General features: G+C 39.4%; 21 protein-coding genes. 12 read left to right on the forward strand and 9 right to left on the reverse strand.

Annotated elements, in window-relative coordinates; translation table 11 throughout:
• The first annotated feature begins 30 nt into the window (after window positions 1-30).
• Window positions 31-816: a TrmH family RNA methyltransferase gene (locus DI076_RS03900; RefSeq protein WP_108958704.1), complete on the forward strand. Its 786-nt coding sequence runs from the start codon at window positions 31-33 to the stop codon at window positions 814-816.
• Between the two features lie 3 nt (window positions 817-819).
• Here DI076_RS03900 and DI076_RS03905 read toward each other — a convergent pair whose 3' ends face one another.
• From DI076_RS03905 to DI076_RS03920, 4 genes are read right to left on the reverse strand one after another with little or no spacing between them, the layout of a single operon-like run.
• Window positions 820-1866 (reverse strand): serine/threonine protein kinase, encoded by a 1047-nt coding sequence (locus tag DI076_RS03905; RefSeq protein WP_108958705.1) that lies wholly within the window; start codon window positions 1864-1866, stop codon window positions 820-822.
• 17 nt (window positions 1867-1883) lie between these two features.
• Entirely contained in the window at window positions 1884-2780 is an 897-nt protein-coding gene (gene dgcR, locus DI076_RS03910) for a diguanylate cyclase DgcR (protein ID WP_108958706.1), read from the reverse strand.
• 11 nt (window positions 2781-2791) lie between these two features.
• Complete coding sequence (locus DI076_RS03915; RefSeq protein ID WP_108958707.1) at window positions 2792-4588, reverse strand: hypothetical protein; 1797 nt, start codon at window positions 4586-4588, stop codon at window positions 2792-2794.
• The gene (locus tag DI076_RS03920; RefSeq protein WP_108958727.1) at window positions 4585-6066 is read right to left on the reverse strand and encodes a hypothetical protein; all 1482 of its coding nucleotides are present in this window, start codon (window positions 6064-6066) and stop codon (window positions 4585-4587) included. Before DI076_RS03920 ends, DI076_RS03915 begins: the two co-directional genes overlap by 4 nt.
• Window positions 6067-6208: 142 nt before the next feature.
• On the opposite strand from DI076_RS03920, the gene DI076_RS03925 reads away from it, so the two are divergent.
• Genes DI076_RS03925 through mdoH form a run of 3 tightly spaced genes read left to right on the forward strand, consistent with a single transcriptional unit; the run spans window position 6209 to window position 10195 of the window.
• Complete coding sequence (locus DI076_RS03925) at window positions 6209-7783, forward strand: OpgD/OpgG family glucan biosynthesis protein (RefSeq protein WP_108958708.1); 1575 nt, start codon at window positions 6209-6211, stop codon at window positions 7781-7783.
• Entirely contained in the window at window positions 7767-8156 is a 390-nt protein-coding gene (locus DI076_RS03930; RefSeq protein ID WP_108958709.1) for a hypothetical protein, read from the forward strand. The genes DI076_RS03925 and DI076_RS03930 overlap by 17 nt, the downstream gene beginning before the upstream one ends.
• Window positions 8153-10195 carry a glucans biosynthesis glucosyltransferase MdoH gene (gene mdoH / locus DI076_RS03935; protein WP_108958710.1) on the forward strand — a complete coding sequence of 681 codons (2043 nt, stop codon included), beginning with the start codon at window positions 8153-8155 and terminating at the stop codon, window positions 10193-10195. Before DI076_RS03930 ends, mdoH begins: the two co-directional genes overlap by 4 nt.
• Here the strand turns inward: mdoH and DI076_RS03940 are convergent.
• Complete coding sequence (locus DI076_RS03940; protein WP_108958711.1) at window positions 10173-11138, reverse strand: YheT family hydrolase; 966 nt, start codon at window positions 11136-11138, stop codon at window positions 10173-10175. The two genes, mdoH and DI076_RS03940, sit on opposite strands and share 23 nt — an antisense overlap.
• A gap of 116 nt (window positions 11139-11254) precedes the next feature.
• Between DI076_RS03940 and DI076_RS03945 the strand changes: the two genes are divergently transcribed.
• On the forward strand, window positions 11255-11701 hold the full coding sequence (locus tag DI076_RS03945; RefSeq protein ID WP_100718574.1) for a hypothetical protein: 447 nt from the start codon (window positions 11255-11257) through the stop codon (window positions 11699-11701).
• Between the two features lie 3 nt (window positions 11702-11704).
• On the opposite strand, the gene DI076_RS03950 is transcribed toward DI076_RS03945, so the two are convergent.
• Window positions 11705-12289, reverse strand: coding sequence for a helix-turn-helix domain-containing protein (locus DI076_RS03950; protein ID WP_108958712.1), 585 nt, complete (start codon window positions 12287-12289; stop codon window positions 11705-11707).
• 718 nt (window positions 12290-13007) lie between these two features.
• Between DI076_RS03950 and DI076_RS03960 the strand changes: the two genes are divergently transcribed.
• From DI076_RS03960 to DI076_RS03975, 4 genes are all read left to right on the forward strand, one after another.
• On the forward strand, window positions 13008-13739 hold the full coding sequence (locus DI076_RS03960) for a ParA family protein (RefSeq protein WP_100726768.1): 732 nt from the start codon (window positions 13008-13010) through the stop codon (window positions 13737-13739).
• A gap of 29 nt (window positions 13740-13768) precedes the next feature.
• On the forward strand, window positions 13769-14647 hold the full coding sequence (locus tag DI076_RS03965) for a ParB/RepB/Spo0J family partition protein (RefSeq protein ID WP_108958714.1): 879 nt from the start codon (window positions 13769-13771) through the stop codon (window positions 14645-14647).
• A 563-nt stretch (window positions 14648-15210) separates the two neighbouring features.
• The gene (locus DI076_RS03970; RefSeq protein WP_167396505.1) at window positions 15211-15804 is read left to right on the forward strand and encodes a helix-turn-helix domain-containing protein; all 594 of its coding nucleotides are present in this window, start codon (window positions 15211-15213) and stop codon (window positions 15802-15804) included.
• Window positions 15801-15989, forward strand: coding sequence for a hypothetical protein (locus tag DI076_RS03975; RefSeq protein ID WP_108958716.1), 189 nt, complete (start codon window positions 15801-15803; stop codon window positions 15987-15989). The genes DI076_RS03970 and DI076_RS03975 overlap by 4 nt, the downstream gene beginning before the upstream one ends.
• 25 nt (window positions 15990-16014) lie before the next feature.
• Here DI076_RS03975 and DI076_RS03980 read toward each other — a convergent pair whose 3' ends face one another.
• Entirely contained in the window at window positions 16015-16602 is a 588-nt protein-coding gene (locus DI076_RS03980) for a TetR/AcrR family transcriptional regulator (RefSeq protein ID WP_108958717.1), read from the reverse strand.
• A 93-nt stretch (window positions 16603-16695) separates the two neighbouring features.
• Here DI076_RS03980 and DI076_RS03985 point away from each other — a divergent pair, with 93 nt between their 5' ends.
• Complete coding sequence (locus tag DI076_RS03985) at window positions 16696-17169, forward strand: PaaI family thioesterase (protein WP_108958728.1); 474 nt, start codon at window positions 16696-16698, stop codon at window positions 17167-17169.
• Between the two features lie 8 nt (window positions 17170-17177).
• On the opposite strand, the gene DI076_RS03990 is transcribed toward DI076_RS03985, so the two are convergent.
• A complete protein-coding gene (locus tag DI076_RS03990; protein ID WP_100726936.1) occupies window positions 17178-17786 on the reverse strand; it encodes a TetR/AcrR family transcriptional regulator in 609 nt (202 codons plus the stop codon).
• Window positions 17787-17894: 108 nt separating this feature from the next.
• Here DI076_RS03990 and ppnP point away from each other — a divergent pair, with 108 nt between their 5' ends.
• On the forward strand, window positions 17895-18206 hold the full coding sequence (gene ppnP / locus DI076_RS03995) for a pyrimidine/purine nucleoside phosphorylase (RefSeq protein WP_100718568.1): 312 nt from the start codon (window positions 17895-17897) through the stop codon (window positions 18204-18206).
• Here the strand turns inward: ppnP and DI076_RS04000 are convergent.
• A complete protein-coding gene (locus DI076_RS04000; RefSeq protein WP_100718567.1) occupies window positions 18197-18376 on the reverse strand; it encodes a YegP family protein in 180 nt (59 codons plus the stop codon). The genes ppnP and DI076_RS04000 overlap by 10 nt on opposite strands.
• Window positions 18377-18509: 133 nt before the next feature.
• Between DI076_RS04000 and DI076_RS04005 the strand changes: the two genes are divergently transcribed.
• Entirely contained in the window at window positions 18510-20387 is a 1878-nt protein-coding gene (locus DI076_RS04005) for a 7TM diverse intracellular signaling domain-containing protein (protein WP_108958718.1), read from the forward strand.
• The last annotated feature ends 21 nt before the right edge of the window (window positions 20388-20408 follow it).

Here is a 20408-nt window from a genome sequence, read left to right on the forward strand (position 1 = left end):
AGAAGGTGCACATAAGATAGAAATAGACTCATGCAAAAAATCCTTTCCCCACATGACGAAAGACTCACCGATTATTCCCTTTTGAAATCGAAGGAATCCCCTTCTGATACATTCGTTGCGGATCATGAAAAAACAGCCGTTAGATTGCTTTTATCAGATTTTGAAGTCCAATCGGTTTTTTGCACAGAGAAATATTGGCAAAAACACAAAGACCTCATCACATCCAAATTACAAAATGAAGAGAAGTGTTTTGTTGCCGATAAATCCATCTTTGAAGAAACCATTGGGTTCCATGTGCACCAAGGGTTTATGGCAGTTGGGAAACAAAAATGGGTAAAAGAAGAAGACCTAACGTTTCCCATCCTTATCCTGAATGCAATCGTTGATAGTGAAAATATAGGCTCCATCCTTCGCAGTGCAGCAGCATTTGGCATCCAATCGGTTCTATTCGATACCAAGTCAGCCTCACCCTACCTCAGACGTTCTGTCAGAGTCTCCATGGGTGCAATCTTCCAATTGAAGGTAGCAAAATCAGCCAACCTACCCGAATCGATTCACCGAATGAAGAAGAGGTCTGCGAAAGTGATCGCACTCGCCCTTCCCAAGGAAAATTCAGATCACATTCCAAAAACAAAAACCATCCAAGAGATGGGAAAACAAGAGAACCTCGTCCTCATCATTGGCAATGAAGCAAATGGGATTGAAGAAAGTGTAATCGATGCATCGGATATGATTGGTTACATCCCTATGAAAAACAAAATCGATTCATTGAATGTATCCCATGCCTTGGCTGTGGCACTTTCACACCTTCTTTAAATCTTAGTTATCCCAATCCCAAAAAAAATCTTTATTCGTCATTTCTGGTTCTGTGTTTTCTTTCGGTGCATTGGGAGAAGGATTGGCATCATCTAAATCACGATTGGCATTTTCTAAATCTAATGTTTCTTTTAACCAATATTCTTCTGTTCCGAAATGAGGGAAAAGAGAGGGAAACGATGGGTCTTCCCAACGTTTTCCAATCCATGCTGCATAATGGATGAATCGAATAATTCGCAATGGTTCAATTAATTTGAGCCAATTTTCATCAAAGTCTGCAAACATACAGTAACCAGCAAAAAAATCAAAGAACTCATGTTTACGATCTGCTTCCCCAAACGGAAGTAACATCCAAAAATCTTGAACAATGGGTCCATGTAAAAAATCATCAAAATCTAAAATGCTAAACCCATCAGGTGAGATTAATAAATTTCCTTTGTGACAATCTCCGTGAATCCTTTGGGAAGGGATTTGGTATTCGTTTGTTAATGATTCAAAGATTGAGAAAGCACTGCGGGCATTTTTTTCGTACCGTTCCGCCAAAGTTTGATTCGTGATGAATTTTTGATCCAAGATATATTGCAGCGCAGTGAGTCCATAACTTGGTATATCAAGTGATGGTCTACTTTTGATCTGACTTCGTTTCCCAACAGAATGGATCCTTCCGAGGAGTGCTCCCACTCGTTCCAAATCGTTTGATTGGATTTCTTCTACAATCCTTCCATTGCGTAAAGGCCAAATGGCAAAGTAAATTCCTTCCCATTCGAAGAGTGTTTTTCCATCAATTGCGATCGGTGCAAGAACAGGGATTTCTTCTGCCGCTAACTCTTGTAAAAAAGCATGTTCTTCTAGGATTTGTTTTTGGTTCCATTTCCCTGGTCGATAGAATTTAACAACAATCCTTCCTGCTTTCACAGTTTCGATATCGTAAACACGATTCTCAACACTATTTAATACAAAATACCTTCCGGTTGTTTCATACCCAAGGGATTCGATCGCATTTAAAATCGTATCGGGGGTTAATTGGTAAAAAGAATGATGAATGTTCAAGTGGATAATCAGATATGTTAGCTAACGATTTTATTACGTCCAGAAGACTTTGCTTCGTATAAATTTTTATCCGCGATTTTTAACAATTCATGATTCGAAGTAAATTCTGTTAAATCTCCACCAGCAACGCCACCACTAAACGTAAAATGGAAAATCTGATCTGTATCCGATTTCATTTCCAGTTTGGAAACATTCTCTCTCACGCGGTCTAAGATTCTTGTCGCATCGGCAACACCCGTTTCTGGGAATAGGATGACAAACTCTTCCCCTCCAAACCGAGAGATGATATCGGATTTTCGAAAACTAGTTTTTAATGCATGGGCCAATTGTTTGATCACTTGGTCTCCAATTTCATGCCCAAATGTGTCGTTGATATTCTTAAATTTATCGAGATCAATCATTGCCAATGATAATAGGCTATTATGCCTTTTGCAACGTTGGAATTCCTGTTCGATCCTTTCTTCCATATAACGTCTATTATATAGATTGGTCATCACATCTCGGATCGCAGTTTCACGCAATTGGTCATGTAACGCTTTGATACGTAAGGCACTAAAAATTCTTGCGAGTAATTCGATTTCTTTGGCAGGTTTGGTGATATAATCTGTTGCCCCTGCTTCTATCGCGATTTTAAAATATTCGGGTTCTGTATGGCCTGTTACCATAATGATGGGAAGCCAACCAACGGGAGATGTAGAGAGTATATCCGAAATTAATTCAATGCCGTTGCCATCTGGCAATTCCCAATCGAGTAATACTACATCGATTGGTTCATTGAGTATTTTTTCCCGTGCTTCTGAAATGGTTTCAGCTTCAATTGCAATGTAACCATTTTTGGTAATCCACCTGCTGAGAACTTTCCTTTGCAGTTCAGAATCTTCAATGATAAGGATTTTTCTAAGTCCTTTTGGCATTCACCTATCGTTTACTTTTTCTTTTTTTTACCTAGTATTTTTTCTACTTCGCCAGGTTCCATTGGAACTTTTACAATGGTCCCACCTTCTTTCCTGACTTGGTCTAAGTCAATAACAGCTCCCGACAATAACCTTGCCGCTTTTTTAGAATTATCTTTCACTCCATAAACAACCCATTTACCACCTTCAAGGGATAACACTAAATATGTACAATCGGCTGCTGCTAAAATGGAATGGGCAGAGATCTGTGCCATGAACTCATAACTGAGTACGATTCCTGTTCCCACAGCGACACCCGATGGCACACCAATCGCTTTGCCAACTTGGTAGACTCCATAACCCGTACCCACTCCAAACGAAGCAGCAGAGCCCACTACACCCACTGTGGCGGACGTAGCCTTGGTGGAAGCATAGGTAACGACCTCAGTGGTGCCAGAAGCCCCAGCGACAGCTCCTCCAGCGACTGTACCCGTCACGGCAAGCCCTCCCCCTAAGACTGTTTGGCCTGCCGTCACACCCACATAACTCATAGGTGCAAGGATGTACTTTCCTGACGACTCAGTGACAAAGGCAGCAGACTTCACGGAGTATGCAGATGACTTTCTAGACATAGCGGATGTGACTTTAGCGCCCTTATCGAGCGACTGGACAGATTCATGTACCACAACTTCTGTACTATTGATGATAGAACCAAGAACGAGTTCAATACTAGGTGCTGTCAAATACACAACACCTTTCCCTGTTAATGTAATTGTCTCGACTAACCCATACATGGTGGTTCCAGCTGCATTCGTACCCAAAGCAACAGGATAGATGAGTCCATTCCAAGTCACATACCCAACGGATAATAAAGCAAACTTACTAATCGGTTTGATAATACTGTCATACAAAATTGCTTTGGTTGCTCTGGAAAAAGATTTTAGCAATGCAGTGGGTATGCCTTCATCTTTGTCTGCAATGGCTTCAATTTCTCCCTTGGCTTTCCCTAACTCTTCCTTTGTATCTTTTCCATATTGGAAAATGGTTTCTTTCCAACTTCCAAATATACTTTCAGAAACAGCAGACCGAATCTCATTGATTTCAGAATTGCGACTAAAAAAACCACCTTTTCGAAAGTCTTCGTAGGATTCATTCCAAGAATTTTTTAATGCTTCATCTAAATCAATGTAACCATAGACAGTGGATTCAAAATCTTTTTGGAAATTCTCTTGGTACTTTTGGAATCTTTTTTTGGCAGAGGGAGATGTATCCTTTGGCATCTCTCGGTTGAGTTGCATCTCTGCCCATTCATCCCACTCCTTTCGAATCTCCGCTGATTTTGCAATCACTGCTTCGTGACTTTGTTTCCCTCGATCAAATGATGATCCTATGAGGCCATAAGATTCCGCAACAGACGTATACATGATGAAGAGACCAGGTTTCGTTGCGTTTTCACTTAAGTACTTCTGGACCTGTTCTCCTTTGTCATTGATATTGCCAGCTGCTTTCCAACTCATCTTCGTTCCTTCTTTGACAATCACAACCGATTCAGATGCTTTGAGGATTGATTTGGAAAATTGTTCGGCAGCAAAATCATAGCGCATTCTGAGAACCGTAATCGATGCTTCTTCCATCGGTGGGATAAACTTAATGCTTGTACCTTTGACTGGCAATGCACCTTGGTAGTACAAAGAGCTATGACCTTCGATCACAAGTTTTTTGGTATTCTTTAATGGATCTTCTGCTTTCTTGTCCGAGCTTGCACAATACGAAATGGAAAGACCTAAAATGAGTCCAAGGATTGGTTTCTTAATTTGATTGAATTTCATTTCGCTTGCGCCTCTAATTTTTTGGAACGTTTCAATTGTTCTGACATCTCGGCATCGAGTACCTTTTTGATGAGTTTAGGATCATCTGATAGAATTTTCACTTTCCCTTTCTTTTTGGCTTCTTCTAAGTTGATTACAGTACCTGTAGGGATATCCTCTTCGTCCAAATAATTTCCTTTCACATAGGCAATCACAACCCTTGGTCCATCATACATGATGAGGATTGGTCCATCGACTGCTGTGAGTAAAATTTGAGGAGGTAAGACGGTGAGTGCCGAGTAACCTAACACAATCCCAGAACTCATTGTATACATCCCTGCTTCTGCTACACCTGTTGTGAGATCATATGTGAGCCCAGTGGCATAGGCAGTTGATTCATAACCCACTCCACCTGTCGCACCAATGGCACCACCAGCCGTAGTTGCCGCAACAGAGGTCACTTGGTTAAAGAGTGCAATCGATGTTCCGGAAGTGTAAGTAGGAACAGTTGCCGATGCAGAGAGAATCCCGATCGAACTAAACATCCCTGCTTCGAGTGTTGGAGAAAATACTCGGTAACCAGCTTTTGATCCATAATAAAAAACAAGCCCTGTGGAAACGAGAGCATTCGAAGAAAAATTCATCCCTTGTGAAAGGGGAACGTATACTCCATTGACGAGTAAAAGTTCACCTGTATTCACAGTTGTTTTGGTGATGGGTGAAACAACTACTTCCTTCAAAGCAACCGTATAACCTTGGAAAATATCAATGAGGGCAAGGAGTGCGTTGTCTCTCTCACCTGATTCTTCGTAATTACGAGTGAATTCATCGGATGCTTTTTTAAAGGAATCACCCCATGAGTTCATTACATTCTTCGAATTGGTTTTCAGAGTGGATGTAAACAGTTGGTTCAGTTGGCCAGATTTTTGATTACGAGCATCCGCATACCGACTCAGTTCTTTATCTAAAAGATCGATGTCCGATTTAACTCTTGGAACTAAATACACATAACCTAATACAAATCGACTGCCTGCTTCACTAAAACTGGATTTGGAGAGTTTCCACTCTTCTTTCGAAAGCTCTACACCTGCATCATAAATATCTTCTGTCCTTCTTGTTCCTTCCGAATACCCGTCTTTTGTCCAATTTTTGACAGCATTCATCGTGTTACCTAGTTTGCCCGGGAAATCTTCGCTTCGTTTTTTTAATTTCACAAGCACCATCGCTTTCGCAACGTTTGCACTCATTAGATTCTCTTTGGAAAGGTCGATTGCCTTTTTCCCGGAAGGAATCACAGCCCAACCTTGCTCATACAGATTTTTTCTGGATCCAATTGAATTGGAAGTTAAGGGAGCAATTTTTTTAAACGTTTGGGGTTTATTGGAAGTGAGGACAGATGTACCGAATACTTTCTCTGATTTTTCTTCACTCAAACAACTCACAAAATTTACGACAAAAAGTAAAAGAACGAAACAATACAATTTCAAATGGTACTTCATAAGTTGGGAGAATGTTATACAAGGAATTGAATCATGCAACTGAAAAATATATTCCTATTGCTTAATCCATGTTTAGTGAAAGTATTTTACTACATACAAGAATTTGAATGACCTATCGCGATCATTCAAAAGACTACATCATATGAAGAAATTAAACATATACTTTGCTATTATTGCGATTTTGTTATGTGTTGCCGTTATCTTTAAGAAAAATAATCTTACCTTCCAAGCACTCATTTCTCTCTTTGCGATCACACCTAATTCTGAAGTTTTTGATTTCAACACTGCCGACCAAATGGCAAAGGAAAAATTGAAATCAAAATATGTTCCAACGCCTGTGTACAAAATTCCAGGACTTGATGGAATCAGTTTTGAAGATTATAGGCAAATCGAATACAAACCTGATGTTGCGATTTGGAAAAATTTAGCACTCCCCTACCAATTGCATTTTTTCCACCCAGGCCATATCTACAGTAATGGGATCAAAATTTATGAAGTGATTGGAGAAAAGCCAGTAGAGATCCCTTATGATTCCTCTCGCTTTCATTTTGGGAACCTTCCCCTCACAGATGATTTTTATGAGTTAAGTAAAAAACTCCAATACACTGGCTTTCGAGTTCACTATCCCATCAACCAAAAGGAGGCTTTGGAAGAATTCTTAGTCTTCCAAGGTTCTTCTTATTTCCGTGCCTTGTCCAAAAACCAAGTCTATGGTTTATCGGGAAGAGGACTTGCCATCAACACTGGCCCTGATGGAAAAGAAGAGTTCCCTATCTTTGAAAGTTTCTATATCAAACGCCCTGAGAAAAAAGATTCCTCCATTTTGATCTATGCCATTATGAATAGTGAATCCGTTGTCGGTGCGTATGAATTTTTTGTTACACCTGGTGAGATCACAACCATTGATGTGCGTGCTAAAATTTACCTACGTAAAAAAATCAAACGACTGGGACTTGCTCCCATCACATCCATGTTTCTCTATGGAGAATCCAATATCCCCATCCTTGGCAACATCCACCCAGAGATCCATGACTCTGATGGACTTCTCACTTATCTTGGAGAAGACAACTGGGAATGGAGACCACTCATCAATCCCAAAAAAACCAAACTCACAAATATCGAACTGAACCATCCCAAAGGGTTTGGACTCATCCAACGAGATCGAAAATTCAAAAGTTACCAAGATGAAAAATTACAATACCACCGTCGGCCAAGCCTTTGGGTAGAACCAAAGGGTGATTGGGGCAAAGGGGACTTATACCTATTGGAATTTACAACCAATCTGGATTCGGATGACAACGTAACTATTTTTTGGGAACCAAACATCCCTCCCAATTTGAATGAAGGATACGAATACCAGTATAAATTGAGTTATACGGAAAAATCTCCAGACTCACACCGTCTGGGAAAGTCATCATCCTATTACAAAGGGACTGACCCTCTCTTTCCAAAAGAAAAGATGTTAACACTTTATTTTACTGGTGATAATCTAAAAGCACTAGATCCAAAAACAGAGCTCAAAGCCATCATCAAAAATGATATGATCCCACCGGATCAAATTCGTTATAAAATCGAAAAGATCCGTGAACTTGACCAATGGAGATTACAAATTTGGCACTCGTCGCCAATCGATGTTTCTACTTGGAATGTTTATTTGGAGAAAGAAAATCAAAAAATCACAGAAACATGGATCTATAGAGATGGCATCTCCAAATAAAACTTTGTACGAAGCTGAGTTCAGTGAACGATTGCGAACCTACCTTTTGTTATCGGGAATTCAAAATGAATATAGTATTTCGAATACTCTTTCCCAATTTTTCCAAAACACTAACCTATCTTATGAGTGGGATAGGGATTGGTCTCTTTGGATGGGTTATATAAACGCAAACAAAATTAGTATGGAATCTCCACTTCCATTCCCAAACAGAGCTTGGCAATTTGGTTCGATGGTCCCCAAGGATTCTGATTGGAAAACCGATCCTATCAAGTCAAAGGAATCCATCATCAGTTCCTTTAAACCCATCTTCGTTTTAGTTTCCATTTTCCTTTGGAGTGCCCTCTACTACCTCATCATCTTTAGGTTATTATGATCCAAATCCATCGAATTTTATTTTTTACAGTCTTCATGATACCCATCATCATTGGGCTCACTACCTTTGCCCAAATCATCTCCTTTGGTGGAGTTGAATTAACCGAATACTACCAATTCATCACCTTACTTTTTCTTTTGCCCATGTTATCCTATGGGGCAACCACTTCTCTTTTTGGATTTTTGATTTCTCTTTTGAAACAGGGTGATCCATTACTCAAAGCAAAAAAAATCCCAGAGAAGGAATTGGACTTTCCAAGTATCGATCGTGTCCCGGTTGCCCTTGTCATGCCAGTCTATGAAGAAAATGAAGTCTCGATCTTTGCAAGGATCAAAGTGATTTATGAATCACTCGAGAAATACCACTCCCTTCCCAAATTAGATTTTTTTATCTTAAGTGATACAAGAACTCCTGAAAAATGGATCAAGGAAGAAGCTGCTTATCTTGAGTTATGTGAATCCACTGGGAACTATCAAAAATTCCATTACAGAAGGAGAAAAAGTAACCTCAACGGAAAGAGTGGTAACATCGCTGATTTTTGCCGTCGTTGGGGCAATCGATACGAGTGCATGATCATACTAGATGCTGATAGTTTGATGAGTGGAGAAATCATTGTCCAACTCATTGCGATGATGGAACAAAACCCAAGGGCAGGCATCATCCAAACCAATTCTAAATTATTCCGTGCCACAACTCTCTTTCAAAAATTAACTGAATTTTCCTCCTATCTCTTTAGTTCTTATTTCTTAAAAGGTGCTAGTTTTTGGCAGATCAATGCCAACAGTTATTGGGGCCATAATGCCATCTTACGCATCAAACCCTTTATGGAATACTGCGCTCTCCCTCATCTCCCTGAATATGGTGGGCTTGGTGGAAAAATCTTAAGCCATGATACAGTCGAAGCAAGCCTCATGCGAAAGGCTGGATACGAAGTCTTATGTGCTTATGAACTCGAAGGAAGTTACGAAGAGAATCCACCAAATATCATCGATGTGTTAAAACGAGACCAGAGGTGGTGCCAAGGGAATTTACAACATTTTTGGTTTTTATTTGGAAAGAAAATTCCCTTTATCAATCGAATCCACATTTTAAATGGAATTTTATCTTACCTCAATTCACCCATATGGTTATGTTATATCCTACTTAGTTTGTGGAATTATATCGAAGAAAGTAAGTTCCTAAACTACTCCATGCTTCCTGAAGAGTTCGAATACTTTAAAGCACAGATTTATGACCCTTTATATTTAAAACTTTTGTATCTTTCCTTACTCCTACTCTTTTTGCCTAGGGTTCTCAGTTACTTAAGTTTACCGTTAAAACAAATCTTCCTAAAGTTTCCGGCCTTCTTTTTAGAGACTTTATTTTCTATTCTCATCGCACCTATCTATATGATTTACCATAGCATTTTTGTGGTGTCTATCTTCTTAAACAAAAAGATCTCCTGGGGACCCCAGAATCGGGATGCGGAATCAAGTTACCCTTTCTCCTATGTGGTTTCTTCCTTTTTTGGAATCACCATCCTGGGGCTTGTTTCTGCTTATATCAGTTACTCTTATTCTCTGATGTTATTTTTCTTAACGATGCCCATTTGGATTGGTTGGACTCTTTCCATCCCACTTGTAATGTTCACAAGCCGCGAACAAAAATCCTTACACTCGTTTTTTGATCTCTCGTACTGGAAACCCACTCGTGGTCTCACAAACAATTTGAGAGAAGAGCTCACTCGCAGTGATGAAAAACGAATGGAAGGAAAAGAAATTTTTTATGCACTTGTGCACCCAGTTTTCCACAAGAAACACAAACAATTACAAGGGAACAAATCTTACCGCTCCAAAGTTTCGGACTCAATTACACATGATTTCGAAATCTTACTGGAACAAGGACCAAAACAATTGGACCGAAAAAAATTACTCAACATCCTTTCCAATCGTGAATTATTAGATTTATTTTTTCAAAAATTTTGGACCTCAGAAAAATCCAAATGGGGAGAGTATTGGAAAGAGATTTGGGAAGAGATCAACCCATCTTCTTTTCCATAATCCTCCAATAATAAGAAGATCGTTTCCAGTCTTCAATAAAACCACAGTGACCACCTTTTGCTTCAATGACCACATCGATGTAAGCTGAACTTGGAATTTCTGTGAACTCTTTCCATGGTATGACTGGATCATCCATAGATGTCAAAATGGTCGTTGGGACTTTGATGGTTCTGAAAAAAAGATCGGACAAAGTATACGATAAAAAGTATTCATCTACAGAACGAAACTGAGAAAACTCCTTCACCATTTTTTCTGTTAACTCCATGACCGATTGGTATTTATCCAAATCATGAAAGGAATACAAATGGGGAAACAGTTGTCCTTTTTTCTCTAAAGATGATTTCCATGAATTTAAAAAATATTTCCGTAGGAATGGATGCTCATCCATTTTGATGGTGGCCCGTTTTGGATCAAGAGCTGGGCTAAAGGCAAAACAATGTTTGAGCCCTGGGATTTTCTCTTCCGCTTTTGCCGTACTATGTTTGCCCGCCATTCTTAAAACAAAATTTCCACCCAGGGAAAACCCAGCCAAATACACGGGAAGTTTGGACTTCACTGACTTTGCTAATGTGAGTACCGCATCATATGTTTCTTCGAGTAAACTTCCGTTAAAGATCCCTTCGTTTAAATGGTGGGTGTCTCCGTGGTCTCGGAGATTCAACCGATAGACAGAATAATCTTTTGCTAAAAAATGTTTGGTGGTCCGAATGATGTAGCTGGAATGGATACTCCCTTCCCAACCATGCACCAAAATCACAATGCCTTTCGGACTTGGAACGTCATGAATCCTTGCAAGGAGTGTGACTCCTTTTTTTGTTCTGACCGATCTCCACTCTCCTTCGAGATTTTTCCCATACGATTTGTCTGCCTTTGACTTAAAGGAAGCCATAAAGGACTGCACCATGGGGCCTGAAAAAAAAGGGATTGGTTTGAATAAACTCATTTTGGTTAGTTCCTAATCTGAAACGAAACTGTTATTTTTCAATAAATTAACAAAACCCCATCCTCATGGATGACTCTTTCCATTGACAAAGGCTTCTCAATGGTTACAATTCCAACATGAGATTCTTAACCATTTCACTTCTTCTTTTTCTCTTCAATTGCCACACTTATACCCCTTGGAAATCCGGATGGAAACAAAAAGATGGATCCGAAGTATTTTATGCAGCAGTCTCTGCAAAAGCGAGTGAACAAGCGATTGAATCTGGTAGTTTAGCAATGCGAAGAACCACTTGCGTAAACGCAACAAACCTTCTTTCCACTTCACCTAAACTAACAAGCATTTTGTTAGAGAATGAATCCGTAGAGCTCTCAGAAACAGAAATCAAAGACTTGGGGCGCCTGATCGCTTCTCACAAAATCAAACCCAAACAAGATTCTTGCCAATCGGAAGAAGGAGGTTTTTTTCTCCCAAGCCCAGCATGGGAAAATTGCCAATGTTTGTACCTCATTGAATACCCAGGTGGCAGATCCCAATTCCGCCAAGACATCACCCAAGTCAAATAACCTCTAAGATTTCGGGGTGGCAAGCCAACGTTCCCAATAGCGTTGTTGTAACCCCGTTAGTTCTTCCGGACTTTTCAGTTTGGCAAGGGACAACCTAGTTGAATCAGACATTGTCTCTGCCATCCACCGTTTGAACTCTCGCCACTTTTCTTCAGCCGATGGTTCTCGTTTCATATGTATATGGTTTTGTTTTTGTACTGTATGATAAGAGGTCGTACTCCGAACCAATTCTGCCTTGGATGCGTTTCCAACACTCTCCCCTACTCGCTTCGCACCCTGATCCAATTGATTCAGCCTTGGACTATCTTCCGAACCTTTCATTTCTTGCAATACGGGTTTTAAAAATCGTTTCCTACCATCAAAGCGAGTTTGCACAAGGAGGCCTTTCGCTTTCAACTGCGAGACCAACCTAGAAATTGTATCCGCTTTCAAATGCAGTATCTTTGCAAAATACTCATTGGATGCATAACAACCTTCCTTTGCATCCAATGATACAATTTCAGCATACAATCGAATTTGATTCGGATTTAAATCCAAATCATACATCCATTGTGCTACCCAAACTCCCGTTCTCTCTTTCCCTTTCATCCTTCCTCTCTTATCCAACAGAGACCTTCGGTGCCCAAAAAACAAAATGTTCTTTGGATTTTTCCGTTACGAAGAAAGCAAAGCTATCGCAACGGTTGATTCATTCGGAAGTTTTTTAAAAACGTCCATGTTTGGAATTCATAGGAATCCCAGGTGATGTATGTTGCGGTATATTGTGGAAGACCGCACAAGAGTATGAGGACACTCGCCCCTACTCTCTTGCTTCTAATCACCAGAATGGATTTTTTTGTCAAGCCTAATGCGACATAATATCTATATGCCAAATCTCTCAAATTTCAGACTCTTTGGTAACGAACTTGATTTTGAATAGGGGAGGGAAGAGAGTCTTTCTGGACTGCTTCCACACAATCCAGAAAGTTTACATCACCCAGTGAAAGGGTTGAGATAATCTTAAAACTGATCCAAAATAGTACAAGAATTTTTCTATTCCCATCCTCATTTTTTCTCTTTCTTTGGGCGCATCGAATCTTCCCATTCCAAAACTTTCGTTCCAAAACGACCAAGCTCTTCGCTCCAAACGATAACCCTTCAGGTTACCGTTTTCCACTACGATCCTTTGCGCAGGGACATCCTACTCTACCAAACTTCTTGAATTGATGATCCAGTCACAAGGTACGCCGGCGTACTTTTTAAAAATTAAATCTAAAAATTTAATTTTCATTGCATCCAAAAGTAGGAACCAAAAAATAAATCTGCAATGAAAATCATTACTGTTGCCAATATCAAAGGTGGAACCTCCAAATCCACCACTGCAATTCACCTCGCACTTGCTCTTTCCAAAAAAGGTTCTACTCTTGCCATTGATATGGACCCGCAAGCGGACCTTTCCGACTTCTTTTTCCCCGAGGAACCAGTTGAGTTTTTTGACTCTGGGAATACGTTGTCCGTCTTAAATGCAGAAACCACTCTCGCCGAATCGATTAAAAAATCAAATAATGTAGATGTGCTACCTTCTATCATAGAACTCTCCGATTTGAGTTACCTTGCCTCCAAAGATTTTTCCATCATCCCAAGACTAAAGAATGTTCTTTCGAAAACTAAATACGACTACGTTGTCATAGACACACCCGGATCTGGTTCCTCTGAAAACATCACATCCTACTTACCAGCTTCAGTAATTCTTGTTCCGGTTACTCCCTCCAAATGGGCTGTCCGCACCGTTGCCCAAGTATTAAAAAAAGTAAGCGAAGCAGAAAGATTCGATGAACAAAGCAAAAAAAAGTCTGTAATGATCCTCCCCTCTCAGTGGGGAACATCCCAAAAACAAATGGATCTTTTGGATAAATTAAGAAACATCAAATCTCTAAAAATTCTAGAACCGATCCCAAAAAACGAAGGTATTAGGGACCGAACAGAGACTGGTAAACCTCTTCAAGAAGGAAGTGCTCCTTGGAAAGCTTTCGAAAATTTAGCGGAGATTCTTAAATAAGGTACGCCGGCGTACCTGAAACAAAAATTATGAAAAACAAAACTAACTTCAATCCTGCAGATATTCTATCCAAAGCTTCCAACAGAACATCCTCACTCAATCCATTTTTAAGTTCTGAAAACGCAAACCAACACCAGACCATTGATATTCCAATGGATCAAATCATCACAGAAAACAATCCTAGAAAAACGTTTAATGATGCCAGCATACGAGAACTTGCCGACTCCATATCCCAATATGGGTTACTACAACCTATTGTGGTCAGAAAAAAGGCAGGTAAGTATGAACTCATCAACGGAGAAAGAAGATACCGCGCTCACAAACTACTTAAATCCAAAACGATTCCTGCTGTAGTCAAAAACGTAGAACAAATCGACATCACAAAATTACCAGAAATCAAACTGGTTGAAAACCTCCAAAGAGAAGACTTATCAGAATCTGACCTTGCCCTATCCCTCCAAGAGCTAAAAAATAGGCACAAGGAAACCAACGAACAATTAGCAAAAAGAATTCATAAATCGGCACAGTGGGTAAAAACTAAAATCGCACATGCTGAGATTTTAAAGGAAACGAGCCTTAACGCAAATGTAGATAAATCTCATCCCATTTACCAAATCCCAACGAGCCTATTCACTGAAATTGCTCCACTCGATGTTTCAAATCGCAAAAAAGCCATTGATTACCTCATCAAAGGTCTCGAGAAAAAAGGTGACTTCCCTTCCAGAAATGACCTTCGTGAATACGTACGACCCCTAAAACCGACCAAACCATCCAAAACAAAACCGAAACTCAAACAACTAGAACTAAAAGATTTAAAATCAAAATTAGCGAAAATCAAAGAAAAGATTTCTGTTTTACAAAATGAAAAGGCAATCTTAGAAGAAACAATTCGAAAGTATAAGAAGTAAAGATGGTTCAAAAACGAATTCAGATCGGTAACTTTTTTTAAGGTTTAAATAGAAAAAAACTTGTACTGTTTTCCAATATAAACTATCTTGTACTCAATCCTTAACTGGGTTGAACAAAAACCCTGGGAAGTGTGGTAGCAACCCAGGGACTTTTCCAACACAAAAAATCCTCTCATCCAAACCTTAGTAAACCTCTCCGGTCCAGTCCCAATCCTCTTACACTCCCCCCAAGGTCCTAATGAGACCCAAGGAGAATTATGTCTCATTTTTTCCATTGACAAATTGGAGAGATCTGTACATGTAGGGAACGTTCGGGGCACACAACCGGACACGGCTCTACCACTTATGCCGTTTTAGTTCAACCCGGAATTTTACCAAAAGTTCCGATGGACGTTCGTAAGAACTTCCAAAACGTTTCTTCTTTCTATGACCGAAGGTTTGTTTGCTTTCATGCAAAACTTCAGATCATGAGAGTAGGGGACAATACATCCTTGCGATGTATCGGCTAAATATAACCAAACACTCGTAGCCGGAGTTGTGTGGGTTTGGAAAAGGAACCTAAAATGAAAACAAACCGAAAAGGAATATGGATCCCCGTTTGGATTGAAAACCTAAACTTATCCCATAGCCAAACAAAACTGTTTGCTGAAATTGTTTCCTTGCATGACAACGGTGGTTGTTTTGCATCGAATCGTTACTTCAGTGAAATCCTTGGGCTCAAAGCAGATACCATTTCGAGACTCATCACATCACTGAAAAAACTAGGGATACTAGAACAAACTGGTTTTGATGGAAGGAGACGATTTTTAAAACCCATCCTTCAATTCCAACCACAAGGCCCGGAAAAAAATCCAAGTCTTACACCAGAAACAAAGGGCATTAAAATCCAAACCAACACCGCAAAGGATTCCAAACCAGCATTGGATTCTTGTTACGTCCCTAGTAGTACAGTACAATTAAAGAATAAGGTACATACAAAAACTTCGTTTGAAGAATTTAAAATTTGGAGCGAAAGAAGTTTGTCCCATTCTACGTTTTCCAAAATTTCACATTTAACTTCGCCAGATTGTTTGGAAGAAGGTTTACAACGGATTTGGAAGCAGTGGATGGAAAAAACAAAAATGAATTCGAATCGGTTTCAGGTAGGGATTGTATGAAACTCTATCGGCATAAAAAAACGGGGAATTTGTACTTACAACTCGATGAAGTGAAAAATTGTACCAATGCAAATGATGGACAAAAAATGTTTTTCTACACGGAATATGGGAAAGAAAATCCAATGAAGTTTGTGAGAGAAATCTCTGAATTTTTGGAGAAATTTGAGGAAGTGAAACTCTCTTAAATTGGATCGTTCTTAAGTGAAAGTTTTAAGTTGCATAACGAAGCATTGTTTCTGCTAACTCGATTTGGCTTTGGTTCAATCGTTTGCCTTCGGAAAGTGGGAAATTGGTTTCTAAACTTAAATTGCTAAATCCGTGGACAAGAGACCAAGACATGAGTGCAAAACTCCTGTGGTTTTCCTTTCTCTTTTTGGTCTTCAGGTAAAAACGACAACCGTGTACGAGTACTGCATACGATCTCAGTTTTGATTGTTTCAATTGTTTGGATTCTTTTTCTCGTTTGGTTTGGAACATCAGTTTATAATAATTGGGATTTTTCAGAGCAAATTGGATGTAGACAAGTCCTAGTTTTACAAAGTATTCGTCGGGATTCTTTTTGTCTTTTGCGACTTTTTTCTGTAAGGAAGCCAATCGATCAAATCCAATCGCAGACAAAATCTCTAAGACTTCGTCTTTATGTTGGAAATGCCTGTAAACAGCTGCATGAGAAACTCCAGATAAATTGGCAACCTCCCTTAGCGTAAAATCGGCCATCCCTTTTTTTTGAAGGAGTTTATGGCAGGATTTAATGATGGAATTTTTTAAATCTCCATGGTGGTAGGTATTTTTTCTCACAAAGATATTCTGGAAAATAAGTTACCATTGGCAACATTTTTTCTTGCTTTTGGATCAAGGAATGTTACTGCTGGTAACATAAGTAGGGAATTTATGCAAACACTAAGCACAGAGGAAACCCAGGCCATTTTACAAGAAATGACCGAAAATTTTAATCATGGTGGTAGAAAAATCACAGTTCCACCTCCCATTTTTGTAGCGATGAATGCTGAGATCATTTCCTACACAAAAGGGAAAAGTATTACTGTTTCATTTCCAGTTACGGAAGACCAAACAAATCCAATGGGAATGATGCAAGGCGGAGTGATCGCTGCCGCATTTGATAATGCGTTTGGACCTCTTAGTTATTTGGTGGCAAAACGCCCAACAACGACAATCGATATGAATATCCAATACATCCGAGGAGTTGCAGTAGGCCAAAAGGTGATCGTAAAAGCAACAATCGAAGCAAAAGGATTTTCAACGATTCATATGGTGGGAGAGATGCGAACGGAAAAAGATAAATTGTTAGCCACTGCGACTACCAATTTGTTGATCTTAAAAATTCCAGGTGGAGTAGGGGAGTAGTCGTTCTCTTATTTAGAATCGTAACGTTCGAGAAGCATTTCAATGATTGTGGGAGTACAAGTCGTTGTATCATTGAAATGTTGGCTCATGATCACACCATGTAAAAATGTTTTGATGAAAATCATTTCTTTATCAGGGTCTTTGATCCCATAAGCCCTAAATCGTTCCCGCATGGCTTCTTTGAAAGGAGCAAACCGTCTCTCCACATTTTCGATCATTTTTTTGGAAAGGGAAACGGCACTTGGTTGGAATAAACATACCGATATCAAAACCATCGTTTTCCGTTCTTCCTTTGCAAATTGGATGGAACGAATGAAAAACTCTCTTACATACTCTTTCGCAGATAAGTTAGGTGGGATATTGTTGTAGAATCTTTCCTGTTTTGCTAAATGGGTATCAATGATTTGTTCAAAGATTTGATTTTTGCTCTTAAAATAATTATAAGCTAAGCCTTTCGAAATTTTTGCATGGTTTGCAATCATTTCCATTGTTGTTTGGGCAAATCCGTGTTTGGAGAAAAGGACAATCGCAGAGGCCAAAATTCTCTCCGTGGATCTCTCCCTAGCTAATTGCTTTTTGTTATCGGATTTATTGGGAATCTTTGGTGGCACTGTCATCACCGTTCCTGTTAATCTGAATTTCGCAAACACTTTTTGGACCAATTTCCCAAGGAATTGGTTGAGAAATCACTTGGAAGCCATCCCTTGCTTCGAAATCTTGTCTGTATGAGTTCATTTACATCCGTAACAGTACTAAAATCTGCAAATATTTACTATGATGGAAAGGTCACAAGTCGTACCGTTTTATTCCCCAATGGAGAGAAAAAAACACTTGGGATCATGATGCCAGGAGAGTATGAATTTGGAGCGGATCAGAAAGAGATTATGGAAATCCAATCTGGTAAATTATCTGTATTGTTACCAGGATCCGAAACATGGCTTCAAATTAACGGACAAGCTACCTTTGAAGTCCCTGCTGGATCCAAGTTCAAATTAAAAATTGAAACAGTAACTGATTATTGCTGTTCTTACGTTTGATCGTCGATTCCTGCATCTGCGGCATTCGCTTTTACAGATTTGATGCCATTTTCGCACGCTTGTTTTGATGAGTATCCTTCACTAGAGGCAATGATTTCACCATTGGCTGCCTTGAGTCGGAATCGGAATTCTCCTGCTTTGTCTTTGTAGATTTCAAACTTTGCTGACATGTACGTATCTCCTTGGAAAGGCAATGGTATCAGATCATTAAAAATTCTGGCAATGAAGTTTTATTTCTAATTTTGAATCATCTCCAGTTAATTTTTTTCATCCAATGAAACAGGAACGTGAAAGGGCCATCAAATGATCCGAAGGGTTTTGAAACAGATTCTATGGCTACTAATTGCATTTTTTTCCATCATTAGTTGCACATCAAAATTACCAGAAAGGCCTATCATCCAATATAGCTTTCAGAATTTAACCTTAGAGCAAGTGCTAAACGACGAGGTGGAATGGTCCAAACCAGAGGAATTGAGATACAATTTTGGATATTGGAAACGGTTTGTTTGGGTTAAGTTCGAACTGCTTAATGCATCCCAATCTCCTTCTCATTACATTTTAGATATCGAATCACCATGGGTCGATGAAGTGGTATTGGCATGGAAGTCACTCGGTAAAGTGGAAACAACTGTCTTTCGGGGAACCGATTCTCATGCACTGAAAGAAATCCCACACCGAAACCCAGTCTTTTCCCTCGATTTGTCACCGAATGAAAAAAGGACTGTTTACTTAAAAATAGCAAATGTTGGGATCCTGTCGGCACCTCTCAGAATCTGGACACGGAATTCCTTCCTAGACCGAGTGGAAAGAGATTACATTGCCAATGGAATTTATTTTGGAATCATCTCTGCCTTATTACTCTATAACCTACTTATTTTTATCAGCGTAAGAGAGAAGGCCTATCTCTTCTATTGCCTGTACCTAACTACACTCCTTGTCAACTATGCACTGCTTGGTGGATTCTTTAAACAATTGTTAATACCAGAATCAACTCTGAATGTGAAACCTTATTTGTATACCTCAGTCAATGCATCTCTTTTGTTTGTTGGCCTCTTTTCATTAACCTTCCTCAATTTGAAAACTGTACATCCTAAATTGGATCGATTGATTTTAGGAAGTGCTGTGGCAATCGGAGTGTATTCTGTTTTTTCGTTTCTCATCCCTTACCATTGGATGGAAATTTCTTTTATCTATACGTTCCCTTATTTCATTCTCTTGTTAGTCTCTGCCGGAATTTACTCCTATTGGAAGGGAGTGAAGTCTTCACTCTTTTTTGTTTCGGCTTGGGTGACATTATTTGTGGGAGTCATTGTGGATTCTTTAACAAAGGCTTCCATCCTACCAACCACTACGTTTGGACGGTATGGGGTTCAAATTGGGACCGCATTGGAAGTTGTTTTGTTTTCTTTGGCTCTTGGACGCAGGTTACGATTTTTATTAGAAGAAAACTTAGCATCCCAAAACCAGTTATCAGCGATTCGTAAAGATTTCGAAATTGCTCGCCGGATCCAAATGAGAATTTTGCCTGCGGAAGTACCAAAGTCGGAGCATATATCAGCCATTGTTTCTTACCTACCTCTCTATGATATCGGAGGTGATTTTTATGATTACTTCGAGACAAATGGGAACGAATTAGGAATTGTCATCGCAGATGTGACTGGGCATGGAGTGAGTGCGGCACTTGATTCTTCGACGGTTAAGATTGCCTTCAGGAACGCAAAAAGCTTTATGCATTCACCAAAGGCATTAATGAGTGAGATGAATCAATTTTTATGCACAAGTTTACACGCACGTTTTGTCAGTGCTGCTTATTTTTACTTTGATTTTGAACAAATGAAACTAACGTTTACTTCCGCTGGCAATCCTCCTTTGATTTTCATTCGAGATGGGGAAGTTCAGTCAGCCGAATGCCCTGGGCTCCTCTTGGGGGTAAGACCCGATTTTTCTTATGAACAAAAGGAAGTATTACTGAAGAAAGGGGATCGGTTGTTGGTTTTTACAGATGGTTTGTATGAAAATTTGAAACCTAACGAAGATTTGTATTCTATCTTATATCCAGAAATTCGACTCATTGCGGGATTATCACATAATGAGTTTCACCAAAAATTATTAGAAAGGTTATCATCTATTAGAACAATTCTAAAGGATGATATTACTTTTATTTCACTCGATCTAGTATGATTCCCTAATATCCTTGTTTAC

This window comes from Leptospira ellinghausenii (assembly GCF_003114815.1).
Lineage (GTDB): Bacteria > Spirochaetota > Leptospiria > Leptospirales > Leptospiraceae > Leptospira_A > Leptospira_A ellinghausenii.